Source organism: Ferrimonas lipolytica, assembly GCF_012295575.1.
Classification (GTDB): Bacteria; Pseudomonadota; Gammaproteobacteria; order Enterobacterales; family Shewanellaceae; genus Ferrimonas; species Ferrimonas lipolytica.
In genome coordinates this window covers 354,875-374,219 of sequence record NZ_CP051180.1, presented here as the reverse complement: position 1 = coordinate 374,219, position 19,345 = coordinate 354,875, and the positions used below count along the sequence as shown (strand labels likewise).

Below are 19,345 nucleotides of genomic sequence, written 5' to 3'. Positions count from 1 at the left end.
TTAGTTATTCATTCAGAATAGGCCAAGCATTGTGCCATTTTGAAAGTTGATAATACAATCTGAACCGACTTCTCTCGCTCAAAACTATGTCGCAAAGGGCTGAATCATGACACCGGTAACAGTTGTTGATTAAACATTTGCAACAACAACTCGTACTGAGATGACTCAAGCAGATTTATACCGGCAGCAAGCTTACGGCCACCACCGGTAGGAAATTGACGACAAAACTTGTCCGCAGTTAAAGCAAAACCAGTAGGTACCCGCACTGACACTTGATAGCCACCATCAATAGGGAGCAGCATCGCAATCGCGTGTCGTGGATGGCGCAGTTGTAATTGATTAGCTAGGGTGCCGCTTACACGTCGTGCCCAAGCTTGGTTGGGCAACAGGTAGACTTGGCTATCAGTACTCGTTTGCAGCGGTTCAAGCGCTTGGGTCTGGCTCATGTCGCTGTCATGTTGCTGCTGCAGCGCCAGCACTTCTTGCCCGTGCGCGGCAGCAATAGCATCGTCGTATGCCAGTAACCGTTGATAGAGCTCCACTGGAGTAAACTGCAAGTCATCCAGTGTTAATCCATAGCCGTTGTAGTTAACTAATCGACCTAAGGTTTGTAGTTGACGCAGTTGCGGCTCCGACATCGCTAGGCGTTGGCCATAATGACTCGCAACCGTATCAAGGTTATCACCAAAGGCACCCGCGATAGCCCAGTCTGGATAGCGATGATGCAACAATCGATCAACCAATAAACTGGTACACCACGCCGGTCCGGTTTCAATCACAGTGGCTAGCTTAGGATGGCTTGGGATCTCGCCAGCAAAGTGATGATCGACGTAATCAACACTGGCGCCATTCAGCAACGCTTGTTGGAGCGCGGATCGATTGCTATCTAGCGAGATATCTAACACCGTAAGGCTGTCGCGATTGTTCGCATCAACCTTGGCCAGCAGCTCAATATCACGCTTAACTCCGCTGACTAATATCGACTTTCGTGGCTGAGCTTTACGCAGCTGAATTAATGCAAAGATACCATCGGCATCGCCATTAAATAGATCGTAATGGCTCATAACACACGCTGCTGTAGGTAAGCGAGGATCTGCTCTACCGATTGTTGCACCGATTGCTGCGCGGTATGGAGGTGGATCTCAGGCTGTTGTGGTCGCTGGTAGTCAGAATCGATACCGGTAAAATGGCGAATTTCACCAGCGCGAGCTTTCTTATAAAGCCCCTTAGGGTCTCGCCCTTCACACACCTCCAGCGGGGTGTCGACAAACACTTCAATGAACTGGCCCGGAGCTAATAACTCGCGGACACTGTCACGATCCGCTTGAAACGGTGAGATAAATGCCGACAAAACTAAGGTGCCAGAGTCAACAAACAGCTTCGATACCTCACCAACTCGACGAATGTTCTCTACCCGATCATCATCACTAAAGCCCAAATCACCATTAAGCCCATGCCTAACGTTATCGCCATCCAATAGATAACTGTGGATATTTCGTTGCAACAACTGCTGCTCAAGGGCATTGGCGATGGTCGACTTACCTGAGCCAGACAGCCCGGTAAACCACAGTACTGCCGCCCCATGACCTTTGAGTTGTTGCCGCTGCTGATGGCCGACCTGATGTTGATGCCACACTACGTTACTGCTCATTCTCGCCTCATCGTCCCTGACTATTGTTGTTTATGCCTTAGGCACTAAAACGGAAACACCTTAGGTACCAACATCAATACTATCGCGCTATAGAGCAGCGACATTGGTACGCCAATCTGGACATAATCGCGTTTGCGATAATTGCCTAAGTTCATCACCATCAAATGAGTTTGATAACTAAATGGACTAATAAAACTGGCGCTGGCGCCATAGGCTACCGCCATAATAAATGGCATCGCACTCACCCCAAAGGCATCCGCCAACCCTAACGCCAACGGTAGAACCAGTGCTGCTGCCGCGTTATTGGTCATCAACTCCGTTGTCACTAATGCCAACAAATAGATGCCTGCAAATGCCGTGAGCACGCCAGCGTCGCTCAGCTCTGCCTGCAAACTGTTGGCAACTACCTGTGCTAAGCCAGTGCTTTGAAACGCCTCTGCCAACGCCAGTGCGCCGGTAATAATGACCCACAATTCAAACGGAAAGCGTTGACGAATGTCATTGCTATTAAGTACACCAGCGGCAACCAATGCCAGTAGCAACAGCGCTAACCCTAAGAACAGCGACACACCGAAACTCAGGTTAGCGATCAACGCCGCACCAAAACCCGCATAGAGCAACCACTCCTGCATTGGCATTAATGGACGTGGTAATTGGGTGCCACCAACGTGGTAGAAATGGCGGTTAACGCGACGCTCTGCCACATAACGTTTACCCACCGCCAACACTAAGATGTCACCCCCTTGCAGCTCTATCCCCCCAAGTTTGCCCGATAAGCGTTCGCCACGGCGCCGCATTGCTACCACGGCCGCGTCAAAACGAGAGCGAAAGTCGACCTGTTTAAGGGTTTTGCCAACGATGTTTGAGGTTGGGCTTAACAGCACTTCGTGTAGGTTGTCGCTGAGCAAACCATTGCTGCCGGCAAACAACTCTAACCCCTCGAACCGTTCCAACTCACCGAGTTGATCGACCTCGCCACAAAACACCAGTTTATCGCCCGCTTGCATCACTAGATCCGGCGCTACCGGAGCAACCAACTTTCCTGCTCGGACAATCTCAGCAAGGTAAAGCCCATTAAGCGCCCGCAAGCCATTTTGTTGCACCGTACGCCCAACCATCGGGCTGGTCGCCAACAATTGTGCATCAATAAAGTAGGGCTGCTCTTGTTCAGTTACCACGCTACGATCTGGCAGATACCGCGCAATCACCAATAATAATCCGAGCCCAGCAACCGCCACGGCAATACCGATAGGAAAGAAATCCAGCAACGCCAACGTTGGTCGCCCCTGCTCCATCAATACCGAGTTAACCACCAAATGGGTTGAGGTACCGATAAGTGTTAGCGTGCCGCCTAATATCGCCGCATAAGACAACGGCAATAAAAGCCGCGCAGGCAAGTGATCAACCTGCCGATTAATCACCCCGGCGATGGTTGCGACCACTGCAGTGTTATTAAGAAAAGCCGAACTAATAACGGTGCTGGTACCAATGCGCATCAGTGTCTGCCCATAACTCGGGCGAAACAGATGCTGCCCTAATCGCGCCAACAACCCGGTTTTTTCCAGCGCAGCAGACACCAGCAGCAATAGGATCAACGTTATCACTGCGGTATTTGAAGCTAGCTCGGGCAAACGCTGTGGTTCAATCAGCCCCGAAGCCGCCAACAACAGCGCTAACCCAGCAAACAGTAACTCTGGCCTGATCTTGGTAAGCACCAGCGCGGCTACTAACCCATTTGCACAGGCAATTACCGCCCACTGCGCCAGTGTCAGTTCCATTGCTTATTTAGAGCCAGACTTAATCAGTGCACCAAGATCAGCCGCACCCCAATGTGGGAAGTGCTTACGAACCAAGGCGTTTAACTCAATTTCGAACTCGCTAAACTGCGCTGATGGGGCTTGCACTGGTGCTGCAACCGCTTTGGTTATCATCCCAGCTGCGACAGTAGAGTTGGTAAACTTATCCACCACAATAAAGCTGCCAGTGTGGTTATGCGCACGATAATCATCCAGCAACATGGTTTTGCCAAATTTAAGCTTAACTTGACCAATCTCGTTTAACGCTAACCCCTCAGCCTGCTTCCGCTCGAGGGTATTCACATCGGTTTGATCAAGCACCTGCTCAACCCACACCGCACCGGTTTGAGTTGCCAGCTTAATGCCATATTCGTGGCCAATACGCAGCGGCTCATCCGCCATCCACACCACGGTTCCTTCAGCTACTTGCGCCTGCTGTGCAGGTTGCTCTGGGGTAACCAACAGCTCACCGCGACTAATATCAATTTCATCAGCTAAGGTCAGCGTTACCGCATCGCCGGCTTGTGCTTGAGGCCTATCACCGTCAAAGGTAACAATACGGGCTACGGTACTTTGCTTACCAGATGGCTGTACCTGAACCTGTTGCCCAACCGCGATTTGACCTGCGCTGATGGTGCCAGCGTAGCCTCTAAAATCGGAATTAGGACGGCTCACCAGCTGGACAGGAAAACGCAGCTGTTCAGTCAATTGCGCTTCACTGAGGGAGACAGTTTCCAAGTAAGGCAGCAACACCGGCCCTTGATACCAAGGCATAGCTGCTGACGGCTCAACCACGTTATCACCATTGAGTGCCGACATCGGAATGTACTGCACTGCATCCAACCCTAGCTCCACAGCCAGTTGCTGATATTCCTTTTTAATCTGTTCAAACCGCACTTGGCTGTGTTCAACTAGATCCATCTTATTGATGGCCACCACCACCTGTTTGATCCCCAGCATCGATACCAAGTAGGAGTGGCGGCGGGTTTGCACCTGCATCCCCGCACGGGCATCAACCAAGATAATGGCCAGATCAGCAGTGGATGCACCGGTTACCATGTTGCGGGTGTACTGCTCATGCCCAGGGGTATCAGCGATAATGAACTTGCGTTTATCGGTAGCAAAATAGCGATAGGCTACGTCGATGGTAATGCCCTGCTCTCGCTCCGATTGCAGCCCATCAACCAGCAATGCTAAGTCGATCGCCTCTCCTTGAGTCCCCACCTTTTTACTGTCCGCTTCAATTGAAGCGAGTTGGTCCTCAAAGATCATCTTAGAGTCATGCAGCAACCGGCCAATCAAGGTGCTTTTACCGTCATCAACACTGCCGCAGGTAATGAAACGCAGCAGTTGTTTGTCTTCATGTTGTTGCAGGTAACCGAGAATATCGGTGGCCAATAAGTCGTTTTGTTGATTCATTAGAAGTATCCCTCGACCTTCTTCTTCTCCATCGATCCCGCACCATCGTGATCGATAACGCGCCCTTGCCGCTCTGAGGTTTTGGTTAATAGCATCTCTTGGATCACCTCAGGCAAGGTGGTGGCGGTAGATTCCACCGCGCCGGTAAGTGGATAACAGCCCAAAGTACGAAAACGCACCATCTGCTCGGTCGCAATCTCGCCATCATCAAGCGGCATTCGGTGGTCATCGACCATGATTAAAGTGCCATCGCGCTCTACTACCGGCCGTAGTTTAGCGAGGTAAAGCTCTGGAATTTCAATATTTTCTTGATAGATGTATTGCCAGATATCCAGCTCGGTCCAGTTCGACAAAGGGAATACGCGAATACTTTCACCAGGGTGGGTACGGCCGTTAAACAACTGCCACAGCTCGGGCCGCTGATTTTTAGGATCCCAGCGATGTTGTTTATCACGGAAAGAGAACACCCGTTCTTTAGCACGAGATTTCTCTTCGTCACGACGAGCACCGCCAAAAGCGGCGTCAAACTGATAATGATCCAGCGCTTGCTTCAGCGCTTCGGTTTTCATGATGTCGGTATGCAGAGCACTGCCGTGCTCAAACGGACTGATGTTCATATCGATTCCGCGCTGGTTCTTATGCACCAGCAGCTCAAAACCGTGTTGCTCGGCCATACGATCACGAAACTCAATCATCTCTTTAAACTTCCATGTGGTGTCCACATGAAGCAGCGGGAATGGAATTTTACCGGGATAAAAAGCCTTGCGGGCCAGATGTAGCAGCACCGATGAATCTTTACCGACCGAATAAAGCATCACTGGGTTTTCAAACTCAGCAACCACTTCGCGCATGATGTAGATGCTTTCCGCTTCCAACCGTTGTAGATGGGTGCGACGCTCTGATGACAGCATATGTAACCTCAATCCTTAAGACGCCAATGCGTGTTGATAAACGCATTATTGCTTATAAGAACTGAGTTCTTAATTCACTAATGGAATATGTAAGAGCAACATTTTCGCCTCAACTACGGTTAGCGAAGACGGTTAGCGGTTTAGTTCGTGGTCGAGGTGCTCCAATAGTAAGCGGATTTTCGGCGATAGATGGCGGTTGTGTGGGTATACCGCCCAGATCCCATCATCCTCTTGCCGAAATGGCCGTAACACCTCAACCAAGGTGCCCTGCTTAAGGTGTTCAGCCACGTAGTAATCAGGGAGTTGCACTATGCCTATTCCCAATAAGGCCGCATCCAATAGTGCTTTACCGCTGTTGCATTGCAGTGATCCCTTTACCTTAATGGTGCGCATCTTACCCGTTTGGGCAAAACGCCAGTGACTTACGCTGCCAACTAAACAGTTGTGCTGCCCTAACTCAGACAGGCTATGTGGTGCCCCTTTAGCGTTCAGATAAGTTGGCGCGGCGCATACATATTGTCGTCGAGAATGGAGTTTTTTGGCCATCATCGACGAATCTGCTAGCTGCCCCAGGCGGATAGCTAAATCAAAGTTTTCATCCACCAAATCAAGCTTGCGGTTAGACAGTTGCAACTCAACTTCCAGCTCAGGATATTGCAGACAGAATCGATTGATAGCCGGCGCAATAGCGCGCTCACCATAAGTAACCGGCGCCGTTAGTTTCAACTTACCCCGGGGTGTCGCCTGCAGGTTACTGATCACCAACTCAGCTTCCTCTAGCCCCTCGATTAACGGTTTACACTGTTGATAATAGAGCTGGCCGGTTTCAGTTACCGTTACTCGTCGGGTAGTGCGGTAAAACAGCTTCAGCGCCAGCCGAGTTTCCAAACTATTAATCTGCCGGCTGACTTGCGCAGTGGAGATACCAAGCCGTTTACCAGCGGCGGTAAAACTCCCTGTTTCCACTACCGCTATAAATTCGCTGATCCCATCCCAAATAAACATCTATCTTCTCTAGTTAGCTATAGCTGCAATTATTATTACCACACAGTAAAAGTAATTTACCAAAAGAGCCAATTATCACTTTAATGAAAGGCAATATAATGGGCGCCATATCGCAACGGCAGCGCCGTTGCTCATCAGTCGAGGAATAGCTAATGACCGCACAAACCATTAAATCTAAAGCCATGGTCGCTTGGGCCGCAGGCCAGCCGCTGAAACTGGAAACCGTTGATGTTGCTCCGCCTAAAGCTGGCGAAGTTCGAGTAAAGATCATTGCTACTGGCGTATGCCACACCGATGCATTTACCCTTTCTGGTGATGACCCAGAAGGGATCTTTCCGGCCATCTTAGGTCACGAAGGTGGTGGTATCGTTGAATCGATTGGTGAAGGCGTTACCAGCGTAAAAGTCGGCGATCATGTCATCCCGCTATACACTCCAGAATGTGGTGAATGTAAGTTCTGTAAATCCGGTAAAACCAACCTGTGTCAGAAGATCCGTGAAACCCAAGGTAAAGGCCTAATGCCAGACGGTACTAGCCGCTTCTCTATCAACGGCGAAAGCATCTTCCATTACATGGGCTGCTCCACCTTCAGTGAGTACACCGTGTTGCCTGAGATCTCACTGGCAAAGATCAACAAAGACGCACCACTTGAAGAGGTTTGTCTGCTCGGTTGTGGTGTCACCACTGGCATGGGGGCGGTAACTAACACCGCTAATGTAAAAGCAGGAGATACCGTTGCGGTATTTGGTCTTGGTGGCATCGGTCTGTCAGCCATCATTGGCGCGCAGATGGCTAAAGCCGGTCGCATCATCGCTATCGACATCAACGAAACCAAGTTTGATTTGGCTCGTAAATTGGGAGCAACCGATTGCGTTAATCCGAAGAATTTTGATAAGCCAATTCAAGAAGTAATTGTTGAGATGACCGACGGCGGCGTTGATTTCTCGTTCGAGTGTGTTGGTAACGTCCACCTGATGCGCAGTGCCTTAGAGTGTTGTCACAAAGGTTGGGGCGAGTCAGTGATCATCGGTGTCGCCGGTGCCGGCCAAGAGATCTCAACCCGCCCATTCCAGCTGGTTACTGGCCGTGTCTGGAAAGGCTCTGCCTTTGGGGGCGTAAAGGGTCGCTCGGAGTTACCAGAGTACGTTGAGCGTTACATGGCTGGCGAGTTCAAGCTAGATGACTTTATCACTCACACCATGGGGCTAGAGCAAGTGAATGAAGCCTTCGATCTGATGCATCACGGTAAAAGTATCCGTACCGTTTTACACATGGACAAATAACCTTAGCGGTTAGCGCAGCTCTTACTGGGCTGCGCTTTTAGGTTTATTTGAGGAGTGACCAATGCAAGATATCGACAACGTTAGCGCCACTAAGAGTTTCGGCGGCTGGCACAAACAATACCAACACCAGAGCCAAGCCCTTGGTTGCGCTATGCGCTTCGCGATCTATTTGCCTCCACAAGCACAGACTCAACCTGTGCCGGTGCTGTATTGGCTATCGGGACTTACCTGCACCGATGAAAACTTTATGCAAAAAGCTGGGGCGCATCGTATTGCCGCTGAATTAGGAATCGCCATTGTCGCTCCCGATACCAGCCCTCGTGGCGATAACGTCGCAGATAATGACGGTTACGATCTTGGCCAAGGGGCTGGTTTTTACGTCAATGCCACCGAAGCACCGTGGGACCAACATTACCGCATGTACGATTACGTTGTTAATGAGCTACCTAAGCTAATTGAGGCGCAATTCCCGGTAACTCAGAAACGCGCTATTGCAGGCCATTCAATGGGGGGGCATGGCGCGCTGATGATCGCACTGCGCAACCCGCAGCAATACTGTTCCGTTTCGGCTTTTAGCCCAATCGTCAATCCAAGCCAGGTACCTTGGGGCCAGAAAGCGTTCAGCGCATATTTAGGCACCAATAAAAACCACTGGCAGCAGTACGACAGCTGTTTGCTAATGGCAGCAAGTTCCGGCTCAGTGCAACCGCCGGCACTGGTAGACCAAGGCGAAGGGGACAACTTCTTACCAGAACAATTGCAGCCTGAAGCGCTGGTTAACGCAGCACAACAGAGCAACTACCCGCTCACGTTGAATCGTCACCGCGGTTATGATCACAGTTACTATTTTATCGCTAGCTTTATCGAACAGCATCTGCGCTTTCACGCTCAATATCTTTAACACAACACCTTTAACACAATATCTAGGTGTCGACCCCTCTACTTTTGGCGTCGACACTCTTTTGATAGTTGTTACCAACGACGTTTGTTACAAAACTAAAAAACGCAGATTAAACAAACTTTTCGACAAGAACTCTCAGCCGTTTTTGTAAAAGTGTGTATTAATGCACACTTTACAATGCCCATTTTAAGTACCCACTTATAGGTAGCTTTTGATTTCCATTAGTTTCATTTAAATTCGATTGAATTCAAGCTGATGTTAACTTTGATTCAGGTCTAGTTTTGCCATCAAAAACCTAACTCCCAGTCGAATTACGCTTACAATTACCCACCTAAGATGTGAAGATTACGCATTAATTAAATATTTCTATTCGTGGAGAACTGTAATGAACTGGCGTGCCCTGTTTAAACCAAGCGCAAAATTCTCAATTTTCGCCTTAATCGCCATCGGCATCGTTATCGGTGTTGCAGGCTATTTCACTACCCAACAAACCCTGCATGCAACCAGTACCGATGCATTCTGTATGACTTGTCACAGCAACCACTCGCTGCGTGATGAAGTTATGGCATCTGCGCACGGCGGCGGCAAATCTGGCATCACTGTTCAGTGTCAAGACTGTCACTTGCCACACGGACCAGTTGATTACTTAGTGAAAAAGATCATCGTATCTAAAGATCTGTACGGTTACTTGACCATCGACGGTTTCAACACCCAAGAATGGTTGGACGAGAACCGCGCTGAGCAAGCTAAGAAAGCAATGAAGTACTTCAAAGATACCGATTCTGCTAACTGTCAGCACTGTCACACTCGCATCTACGAAGATCAGCCTGAAGACATGAAGAAGATGGCTAAGCGTATGCACGCTAAGAACTTCGAAAAAGCTGAAGACAAGCGTAAGACCTGTGTTGATTGTCACAAAGGTGTAGCTCACGTATACAAGCGTTAATCGCTGATACTGAGTATTGCTTCGGCAAACACAACCGATTGAAAAAGCCCGCCTTGTGCGGGTTTTTTTATGTCTGTGTAGCAACAAGTTGTGGTGCCAATACTGTTAAAGCACCGGCTAGGCGAGTGTTGATACAAGGGGAAAGCACTGCCGCCGTTGATCTTCTGTCGCATTGGAGCAGTCCAGCGAAGCGCTTTGGACTGCGACCTAAAGCAAGGGGCATTCCAAAGGGAGCGGAGCTCCTCCCTAATGCATAAAAGAATGTGCCGTCGCCACTGCGACATACCCACCAAAAGCACCGAAATCGGTGAAGCCGAAGGCTGAAGATAAACTTCAACAGCTAACTACGACAGAACCATTAAAAAGGCGGTAGCAACTACTGCATACCGCCTTTATATCGTGGTTATTTAGCTCAGTGGCCAATGCTGTTGAGGTAAGGGATTAACTGCAATCGAATAGCATCGGTTACATCACTGTGCCAGTAGCCGCCAGCGTAAGCTGCCAATGGGATGCCGAACATCACCACCAACATAATGATGGCAATACCCCGAGCCGATACACGCCAATTGTTGCGCGTACTGAAGCCCAGAGCCGCAGATTTAGGGCAGGCCGAAACACAACGCATACACGCTTGGCATTCGTCACTGCGAATCGAGATCTGTTGGTGCACTTGAATTCGAGCAGGGCAAGCGCGGCTGCACTTGTCGCACTTCATGCCGCGAGACTCAATCAAGCAACTTTTACTGTCACGGCGGATCTTCAATGGGCTTAGGAAACTTACCAACCCCAACCCAGCACCATATGGACATAGGTAGCGGCAAAATGCATGTTGCTGCCATGCTGCCATCACCAAAATAATTCCAATAATAATGGCTGCAATCAGGCTTGGATTAAGGAAGAACATCCCCATCTTCACATCAGCTACTTTATGGTAGTTACCGTTCAAGTAATAAGGCAACGACTCTGCAGGCATGCCGAAGACAATATAAACCAGCGCAATTAACAGTAAGTATTTGAGCATACGCAGCGGCCAATCTAACCACTTAGGTGGTACCGCATCACCAGCAATAAAGCGCTTGCGGAGCTTATACAGATAGGTGCCAGCTAGGCTTAGTGGGCAGGCCCAACCACAAAATGCGCGTTTACATACAATGGCGCTAACAACTACGGTCAACAGCATCACCGCTGCTGCCGGATGGTGGCTATCCCATACGTTGATGGTCAAAATGGAACGGATCCCAATACCACCGGCAATCGGCAAAAACGCATCGACCACATCAGGACGGATAAGCGAGCCGCCCATATCATTCAGCAGTAGCGCGTGATAGAGCACATATTGCATACCCACTATCAATATCGACAATGAGAAAAAATGATGCACCAGTTCGCGGATCTGGTTCTCTCTGCCCTCACCTTGAGCCAATTGCGGCTGCCAACGTTTCATTCCTACCAACACCGCTATCGCTACAGCAGCCCCAACCAATAACGGCCATGCACTGGCCGCAACCACAGCTGCACCAGTTAAGGCGACGGTTAACCCCGCTCCCCATTTCTTGCCGCTGAAATAGAGCAAACTAGCGGCATACAGCAATCCCAGCATTAGGGAGATAGATTCTACAACAGTCATATTCGAGTACTTCTTTTATTATCTCGTATACAGGTATGTCCGTTAGATTCAGCATTCGTTCAGCATTAATGAAGCTGATTCTATAAAGTGTGATTCAGGCGAAATTTGGGTGGCTATAGCTCGGTTAGATCATGCGATAACCAGAGAGATAGGAGGCAGAATAGCCGCCAGATTGGCATTAACAACCGTCATTGGTGGGATCATAAAAATAAGCACCTTTGGAAGACTCATGTAGATAAAAGGCGGAGCCAAAGCTTTGAATACCGAACCGCTTTTATACCTGCCTCTAGGTCATTTCGCCCCGTTCTAGCGCTTCAACCACAGATAATTTAAACGGTCATTGGGTTATTCCGCTACGTTCAGCGAAGCTGCTTGTGTTGTCGCTTTTCCATAGTAGGTCTCCAATGTGTAAACCTATTTCGGGATGGGTCAGGCAATACAAAAAAGGGCTGTGTACCAACTAAGTGTTGTTCTTTCGAATACTGATAAAGCACCGATTTGGCAAGTGCTGATACAAGCGCAAAGCACTACCGTCGTTGACCTTCTGCCGCATTGGAGCAGTCCAGCGAAGCGTTTTGGACTGTGACCTAAGGCAAAGGGGGGACGCTCACCCCTAATGCATACAAGAGTATGCCGTCGCCACCGCGACATACCCCCTCAAGAGTACTGCAATCGGTTGAGCCGAAGGCTTGATATAAACCTCAACACTTAACTGTGACACAGCCAAAAAAGGGGGAGCCATATTAGCTCCCCCCTTTCTATTTACGTTGTTGTGCTGAATCTAGATAGAGTAGACGTAGTACAACTGCGCTTTCATTCGCAAAATAATGCCGCGAATTACATCCAAAAATGCCATGAATGAGATTGGTTTGTCACCGGAGATCCACGCTAAACCAGCGGAACCAACCGGGATATCATAGCCCTCGGTTTCGATAATGCGCAGACGCACCAAGTGGTGTTTGTTCCTTGCGTTTTGACCAGTAGTAGCTCGAACGTTTTCATCCACGCCCCAGATGCTTGGCTGCGATTCACCAGTGGCTTCGATAATACCTTCGACTTCCGCGGCAAACACGTGGCCGGGGTAAACCGGAGTTGAAAACTCTGCCGCGTGACCGACCTTAATGTTGCGGATAGCCTGATGGTTCACCCGCATCAATACGTACTTTTCATTGGTGTACATGTGCATACGTGGCATGCGTGCAACAATTTGACCTGGGCGAGCAATAAAGTTAGTTAAGTAACCATCTGTCGGCGCAAAGATCTTGGTTTCATTAAGCTGACGACGAGCCTCTTCCAACTCTTGTTCCGCCGTACTTACTTCAGCTTCAGCCTTAGCAACCGCAGCTTCAGCACGGGCAATATTCAAGGTCGCTTTCTGCGCATCAGCTCGAGACTGCAACAACGAAGCCTGCAACGCATTAACGTTCGCTTCCGCTTTATCTTCAAGATTATGTTGCTGCTCCATCTCGGTTTCGGAGATGGTATTTATCGCCACTCGGTTTTGATTTTCAAAACGTTTAGTGGTGCTTTGTTGCAGCTTCAACTCGATACGTGCAGCGGCCAGTTGACCGTCAACGTTATCAATCTCATAGCGAGCAGAATCGGCAGAAGCGATAGCAATAGATACATCTTCCTTCGCCGTTTGCAGCTGGGCGTTCTGATTGTTCAGTTCCGCTTTAGCACGCTCAACACCAATGGTGTATTCACTGGTTTCAAGATCGTAAATCAACTGACCCTTTTCAACGGTTTGGTTTGGCTTGACGTAGATTTGACCAATCTTACCGTTGATGGCAATGTCACCAGGGCGCAATTGAATGCGTGGCGACTGGACGTAAGAACCACCGGACAAGTCCATTGGGGTGTAGTTCAGCAAACCAATCCAAACGAAAACCAACCAACAGCCGCCACCAACGTAGGCGAAAATCTGAAAGGGTTTAGTCCATGGCACGCCAACCATGCGCAATAGGTAGATAAACGCGGCCCATACCGCTAATCCTTCAAGCATGATCATTCTCCTGCTTGGATGGCTCACGCCAAATGTCTCTAATTCGACGCAGTGCAGAGCCTACATCGACAAACGCGATAATTACCGCCAGCACCCATACGTAGTGCCAAACAAATCCAATCCATGTGAGCACAGATATAAGCGCTATCTGTTGATGATCCGTTTCCTTTGCTTTGTGCACGGGTAATTCGTGCAGCTTCCAAAACCCAACCGCTACCGCTGCGATCAGGATAACCAGCATTGTGCCTGCTACCACATGCAATGCTGTGTCCGCTCCAGTGCCAACAAAGGGCATTGATACAAGGCTCATAATGTTCTCGGACCTTAATTCAAAAGATTTCGGTAGATTACTGCTACAACCTTAATAAGAGCTGAATTTGGAGTTGAATGACATAACTCCTGACATTTAACGACGAAGGAAGACAGTAGATGCAACACAACGGCAACGTCTGGGCAAAGTAAATAACACCACACCTTCACAATTGCAACGATCACCTATATTAAATATCACAGTAACTTACGCACTATTTCTGACTTGAGCAGCAACTCGCCGCAACAACGGCTTACAGTAGCGCGCTCAAGCCAACGTAAATGTTACTGGATTTAACTTCAATTTAACGAGGCAAGGTTCGCAAAATGACGCCACCAGAACTGATCGGTGTAACAGTTCCGGTAGCGAATCCGTCTTAGTTAGTGATGTTGATCATGACTGACCCAGCCAAGATCATCCAAAACGGTGTAGGCACAAGGCAGTACTAGCACCACCAATAATGTTGACGAGAACAGGCCGAACACAATCGATACCACCAGCGGTTGCACTACCTGAGCCTGTAAACTGGTCTCGGTTAACAGCGGTAACATCCCTGCTGCGGTGGTCATCGAGGTGATCATTACCGCTCGGAAGCGCTCGCCACTAGCAGCAACAACCGCATCGATTACCGCTTGCCCATTGGTTATGTGCTCGCGGATATACTGCATCAATAGAATCGAGTTATTGACCACAATACCCGCCAATGACACAAAGCCCATGATTGATGGCATCGACAGCGAGTAACCCAAAAGCAGATGGCCCCAAATTACGCCAATTAAGGCAAATGGAATCGCTAGCATGACAACAAATGGCTGGCTGTAGCTGCGAAATTGTAAGCTCAAAATGGCAAACACCCCAAAGATCCCAATCAGGAACCCCTGTCCCATCGAGCTACCCGTATCGGCGGTCTCCTTGGTTTGCCCTTCAAAATCTAAGCGCACCGACGGAAAGTCCCGCAGCAGCTGTGGGGCAAACTCAGCTTTAAGCTGATTAACTACCTCAGTGGCATTAGCATAGCGATTATCAACATTACCGGTAACTGTTACGGTACGCAGGCCATCAACCCGCTGGATACGGACAAAACCACGCTGAAAGTTAAGGCGAGCAACACTGGACAGAGGCACTTGGTCGCCGCTCGCCAGCACAATAGGAAAACGCTCTAAGGTACGCATCTGGGCCGCATCGGCTTTATCTAACAACACGTTGATCTGCAGGTTTTCAGGGCCCACTTGGATCTCATCAGCGGTTTGGCCAAAGTAAGCGGCACGCAGCTGCGACGCGATCATCTGGCCATTGATACCATAGGACTCAGCCCCTGGTAACAGTGTTACTAACACCTCCTCTTTGCCCGGACGCATGTCATCGAGCAGATCGGTAACTCCAGAGAATTGCGTTAGGTAGTTTTGCATCGCTACCGAGGCCAGCTTGATCTGGTCAAGATCATCGCCTTTGAGCCGCACCTCAATATCACGGCCGGCAGGCCCCATGGTTGGTTGGCTGAACGACAGTGCCACCGCTTCGGTCACTGCGCCGGTTTGTTCGCGCCAAGCGGCAACAACATCATCCATTTGGGTCGCTCGAATCTCGGCAGAGCGCAGATCTAACCGCACTGTCGCAACGTGTGGGCCAACTTCACCAGCGTCTTGATTGGAATTGAAGTGCTCAGTTATGTTCTCCAGTAGCGGCTCATCGCCTTCATTGAGTTCACTGAAATTGGCGGTCACTCGCTTCGCCGCCGCACTAATCTGGGCAACGACTGTCTCAGTTTGTGCCAAGGTCGAGCCCGGCGGCAGAATAACCCGCGCTTCAACAATATCGCCATCCAGTTCTGGGAAAGGGATAAACTTAACCGCGCCGCCGCTCACCAAACCAAGCGAGCCGAGCAGCAGTGTCATGGTTAAGCCCAAAGTGATGTAGCGGTAATTAACTGCAGTGCGCACCCAACGTTTTAGAATGCGACTACGGAAAAACTCAAACCGACGCTGAAACCCCGCCTTAAAGCGCGAGACCTTGCCAGCATCAACCCCACGCTTACGAGCGCTGTGAAGCGAATGCGCCAGATGAGCCGGCAATACCAAGAAGGCTTCGATAAGTGAAATAGCCAACACCAATAACAGCACCTTGGGTACCGTCGACAACACCGCCCCCATCTGGCCATCAAGGAACATCAGCGAACCAAATACACACACAGTGGTTAAGAAGCTTGAAATCACCCCGGGCATCACCCGCGATACGCCGTGGATCACCGCCCCATCGAGATCCTCCCCATTATCAATTTGGGCTCCTATCGATTCAGCAATAACGATGGCGTCGTCCATGAGAATACCAATGGCCATCAGCAACGCCACTAGGCTCATAATATTTATAGAGATCCCCAGTAGGAACATGGCGTACAGGCCGCCAAGGAACGATACCGGTAATCCCAATGCCACCCAGAATGAGTAACGCAATGAGAAGAACAACCACATCACCGCAAACACCAGCACTATGCCTTGACCGCCATTACGCACCATCATAGTGAGGCGATCCCACAGTAATGAGGTGGTGTCATTGGAGGCGGTAATCGTTATCCCATCAGGAGCACGTAACCGCTCTTGCTCAAGGAAAGCCATTACCCGTGCTTTCACTTCAAGAGCATCGTCGGTTTTACTTTTACTGATCTTAACGATGGCTGAGTTTTGATCGTTGAACAACACCTTAGCTTCATCTTGTTCGAAGCGGTCGGTAATGGTGGCAACATCACGCAAACGCACCACGCCGCCCTCAGCAGAGGAGCTGATCACCAGCTCCCCCAAGGTTGCAGCGGTAACCCGGCGCTCATCAAAACGAATAAGGAGGTTACGGTCAGCCATCTCGATATTACCCGACGGTAGCATCAAGTTCTGCGCCGCCAACGCCTCAGCCACGGCATTGATACTTAGTCCCATCCGTCGCAGTGCGACCTCTCGCACTTCAACCCGCAGCTCATGATCAGAAAATCCCGATACTTCAACCAACGATACGCCAGCGTCTAGCTTCATCCGCCGCTTTAGGTCTTCAGCATAGGCCTTAAGATCCGGCCAATCGGTGTCAGCACTGACAGCGATGTCGAGCACCGCTTCATTCATTTCCAGCTGTTGTACAATTGGGGCTTCGATCTCCACAGGGAAATCGTTGATGGCGTTGATCTCGGTTTGCACATCCACCAGCATTCGCGATACATCGGTAGCGTCATCAAGCTTAACTATCAAGGTTGCTAAGCCTTCACTGGCTTCACAGCGGACCTCTGCAATGCCAGAGAGACTATCAACCGCATCTTCCATCCGCAGGCACAGGCTTTGCTCGGCCTCCAGTGGTGAGGCACCCGGATAGACCACTGTGGCGGAGATGTAATTGAGCGAGAACTCTGGAAAGGTTTCTCGTTCGATATTGTTGATGTTCAAGATACCCAACAGGATAAAAGCCGCCATCACCAGATTGGCTGCGGTTGGGTGTTTGACAAAATAGCGGATCATGGTTGCGACTCCTGTGCAGTTGTCGTCCGCAGAGCCATGCCGTCAATCGCTGGAATTAAGTCGTTCATTACCACTGTATCGCCGGCAGTTAACGCGCCTTCATTACTTCCCACTACCGCTACTACGTCGCCACTACGGAACAGGATTTCCACTGGCGTAATAGCCAGTTTACCCTGCTTCAACAGATATAGGCTGCTTTGACGCAGAGCTCTAGCCGGTACCGTCAGTACCGTTTGCGGTGCTCCCACAATGGTGGTGCGCACAAACAGATCTTGGCTTAGTGGCGGCCGCTCGGTCAGATCCAGTTGCGACCAATCTTGCGCTATCTCTAACACCACGCCAACGGTCGCTTGGTTGGGATCAATATTTTGGCGAATGCCAGTTACAGTTGCGTCCCAGCGGCTGCTCCACTGGCCAGACTCCACCTCAATCGAAGCCGCAAGATTGAGGTCGCTTACCTGAAACTTGCCCGGTACTGGCGCAGCAGTAAAGCCCGCGGCGAGGGTGCGAAACTCATGCATAGCTACCTGAGCTTCCACTTCCATTATGTCCATGCCCTGAGCTTCAAACAGTACCTGTCCGGCACTCACTACCTGTGCTTGCTCAATATTCACGTCGCCAATACGACCATCAAACGGCAGGGTAAAGACGGTTTTGGCCAAGCGGCGCTCTGCATCGTTAACCGCTGCAGAGGCTACTTTTAGCTGTGCTACTGCGACTAAACGATCATCCGGCACGAGCGCCAACTGGTTTTGCAGATCCTGCACTACGTTGCGCTGTGCTAGCAGTGACGTTTGCTGGGTATCAAGCTCTGAATCAGAGATAAGATTTTGCTGGAACAACTGCTGCTTACGCTTGGTCTCGGCTTGAACCAGTTTGAGTCGACTTTGTTCCAACTCAAGTGACGACTTGAGGTTGCTTTGACTTTGATCTACTCGGGTAAGTTGAGCCTGAGCCGAGCTTCTGTCTGCCTGCGCTTGGGCCAATTTAAGCTGATACTCAAGGGGGTCAATTCGCAACAGCTCGGTGCCTTTAAGCAACAAACGGCCAGCATAAAGATCTGGATGGCGATAGATAACTTCACCGCCAACCTCAGACAGCGCCTGCCAGTTAACCTTAGCACTTACCCGCCCAAAGCCCTGAGCTTCAGGAGCCAACGGTTGTTGCTGTACCTGAACCACATCGACCAAGCGAGCACGATTAAAGCCAGGATCGACATCAACACCAGGTTTAAGTACCTTGGCGAGCAATAACAGTCCAACCCCAGCAGCAACACCTGCAGCTATCCATAACTTGCTATCTTTCATTGCGATTCCCCGCCAAAAGGCCGTGACGTAATACTTGGGCATTGTGCGCTGCTAGTTGCGAGAGCGTCTCTGAGTCAAGGAGTAAACCATTCTGTTTACGCAGGGCATCAGGCATCAAAAATGGGAACAGAATAATCGACAAAATACTGGTTGAGGCAAAACGTGGATTACACTCTGGTTGTAACGCGCCTTCGCGGGAAACAACCTTAACAATCAACTCTCTGAGCTTGCGAATTACACGCTCTAACGCAGCACGCTGTTCCGTACCGCTATCGAGCTGCATTGATGTAATTAACATTCTTGGCCAGTTTGGGTGTTCGGCCAACAACTCGTAATAACACAGGATCATCTTTTCAATGTCGGTGCTTTCCTCTTGTTCCATCTGCTGCAATACCGCCACTATCGGCCGGTAAAATTCAGCAATACAAGCCTCAAACAACCCCGCCTTATTGCCAAAGTAGTAACGGATCATACCGATATTGCTACCGGCCTTTTCCGCAATCTCGCGCGTTGACACTTGCGAGTAGGTGCGACTGGCAAACAGCTCTAATGCAACCGAGATAAGTAAATTACGTACTGAGTTATCAGCATCAGGTTGCACTTTAGGGCGTCCAACTGGACGAGAAGAAGTCATAGCAAGCCTACGAAGTTAATCAATGATTAACTAATTATATGAACGTGAGTCGACGT

General features: G+C 49.8%; 15 protein-coding genes. 3 read left to right on the top strand and 12 right to left on the bottom strand.

Translation table 11 applies throughout. The annotated features are described in order from the left end of the window. Positions 1-104 precede the first annotated feature (104 nt). The 6 genes from HER31_RS01785 to HER31_RS01760 all read right to left on the bottom strand — a co-directional run bounded on the left by HER31_RS01785 (position 105) and on the right by HER31_RS01760 (position 6,782). A complete protein-coding gene (locus HER31_RS01785) occupies positions 105-1,064 on the bottom strand; it encodes a DHH family phosphoesterase (protein WP_168659002.1) in 960 nt (319 codons plus the stop codon). After that, the gene (gene cysC / locus HER31_RS01780; RefSeq protein WP_168659001.1) at positions 1,061-1,651 is read right to left on the bottom strand and encodes an adenylyl-sulfate kinase; all 591 of its coding nucleotides are present in this window, start codon (positions 1,649-1,651) and stop codon (positions 1,061-1,063) included. The genes HER31_RS01785 and cysC overlap by 4 nt, the downstream gene beginning before the upstream one ends. A gap of 44 nt (positions 1,652-1,695) precedes the next feature. After that, positions 1,696-3,429: an SLC13 family permease gene (locus tag HER31_RS01775; RefSeq protein WP_168659000.1), complete on the bottom strand. Its 1,734-nt coding sequence runs from the start codon at positions 3,427-3,429 to the stop codon at positions 1,696-1,698. 3 nt (positions 3,430-3,432) lie between these two features. After that, positions 3,433-4,866, bottom strand: coding sequence for a sulfate adenylyltransferase subunit CysN (cysN, locus tag HER31_RS01770; RefSeq protein ID WP_168658999.1), 1,434 nt, complete (start codon positions 4,864-4,866; stop codon positions 3,433-3,435). Next, on the bottom strand, positions 4,866-5,777 hold the full coding sequence (cysD, locus tag HER31_RS01765; protein WP_168658998.1) for a sulfate adenylyltransferase subunit CysD: 912 nt from the start codon (positions 5,775-5,777) through the stop codon (positions 4,866-4,868). The genes cysN and cysD overlap by 1 nt, the downstream gene beginning before the upstream one ends. Positions 5,778-5,909: 132 nt before the next feature. Beyond that, entirely contained in the window at positions 5,910-6,782 is an 873-nt protein-coding gene (locus HER31_RS01760; protein ID WP_168658997.1) for a LysR substrate-binding domain-containing protein, read from the bottom strand. Between the two features lie 152 nt (positions 6,783-6,934). On the opposite strand from HER31_RS01760, the gene HER31_RS01755 reads away from it, so the two are divergent. The 3 genes from HER31_RS01755 (at position 6,935) to HER31_RS01745 (ending at position 9,912) form a co-directional block, all read left to right on the top strand. After that, complete coding sequence (locus tag HER31_RS01755; RefSeq protein ID WP_168658996.1) at positions 6,935-8,065, top strand: S-(hydroxymethyl)glutathione dehydrogenase/class III alcohol dehydrogenase; 1,131 nt, start codon at positions 6,935-6,937, stop codon at positions 8,063-8,065. A gap of 61 nt (positions 8,066-8,126) precedes the next feature. Further along, a complete protein-coding gene (fghA, locus tag HER31_RS01750) occupies positions 8,127-8,966 on the top strand; it encodes an S-formylglutathione hydrolase (protein WP_168658995.1) in 840 nt (279 codons plus the stop codon). A gap of 385 nt (positions 8,967-9,351) precedes the next feature. Beyond that, positions 9,352-9,912 carry a NapC/NirT family cytochrome c gene (locus HER31_RS01745; protein ID WP_168658994.1) on the top strand — a complete coding sequence of 187 codons (561 nt, stop codon included), beginning with the start codon at positions 9,352-9,354 and terminating at the stop codon, positions 9,910-9,912. A 412-nt stretch (positions 9,913-10,324) separates the two neighbouring features. Here HER31_RS01745 and HER31_RS01740 read toward each other — a convergent pair whose 3' ends face one another. From HER31_RS01740 to HER31_RS01715, 6 genes are all read right to left on the bottom strand, one after another. Continuing rightward, complete coding sequence (locus tag HER31_RS01740; protein WP_168658993.1) at positions 10,325-11,539, bottom strand: 4Fe-4S binding protein; 1,215 nt, start codon at positions 11,537-11,539, stop codon at positions 10,325-10,327. A 781-nt stretch (positions 11,540-12,320) separates the two neighbouring features. Continuing rightward, complete coding sequence (locus HER31_RS01735) at positions 12,321-13,544, bottom strand: HlyD family secretion protein (RefSeq protein WP_168658992.1); 1,224 nt, start codon at positions 13,542-13,544, stop codon at positions 12,321-12,323. Beyond that, entirely contained in the window at positions 13,537-13,854 is a 318-nt protein-coding gene (locus HER31_RS01730) for an MFS transporter (protein ID WP_168658991.1), read from the bottom strand. Before HER31_RS01730 ends, HER31_RS01735 begins: the two co-directional genes overlap by 8 nt. 380 nt (positions 13,855-14,234) lie before the next feature. After that, entirely contained in the window at positions 14,235-17,348 is a 3,114-nt protein-coding gene (locus tag HER31_RS01725; RefSeq protein ID WP_168658990.1) for an efflux RND transporter permease subunit, read from the bottom strand. Beyond that, positions 17,345-18,655 carry an efflux RND transporter periplasmic adaptor subunit gene (locus HER31_RS01720; RefSeq protein WP_168658989.1) on the bottom strand — a complete coding sequence of 437 codons (1,311 nt, stop codon included), beginning with the start codon at positions 18,653-18,655 and terminating at the stop codon, positions 17,345-17,347. The genes HER31_RS01725 and HER31_RS01720 overlap by 4 nt, the downstream gene beginning before the upstream one ends. Continuing rightward, the gene (locus HER31_RS01715; protein ID WP_168658988.1) at positions 18,645-19,289 is read right to left on the bottom strand and encodes a TetR/AcrR family transcriptional regulator; all 645 of its coding nucleotides are present in this window, start codon (positions 19,287-19,289) and stop codon (positions 18,645-18,647) included. Before HER31_RS01715 ends, HER31_RS01720 begins: the two co-directional genes overlap by 11 nt. Positions 19,290-19,345: the final 56 nt, after the last annotated feature.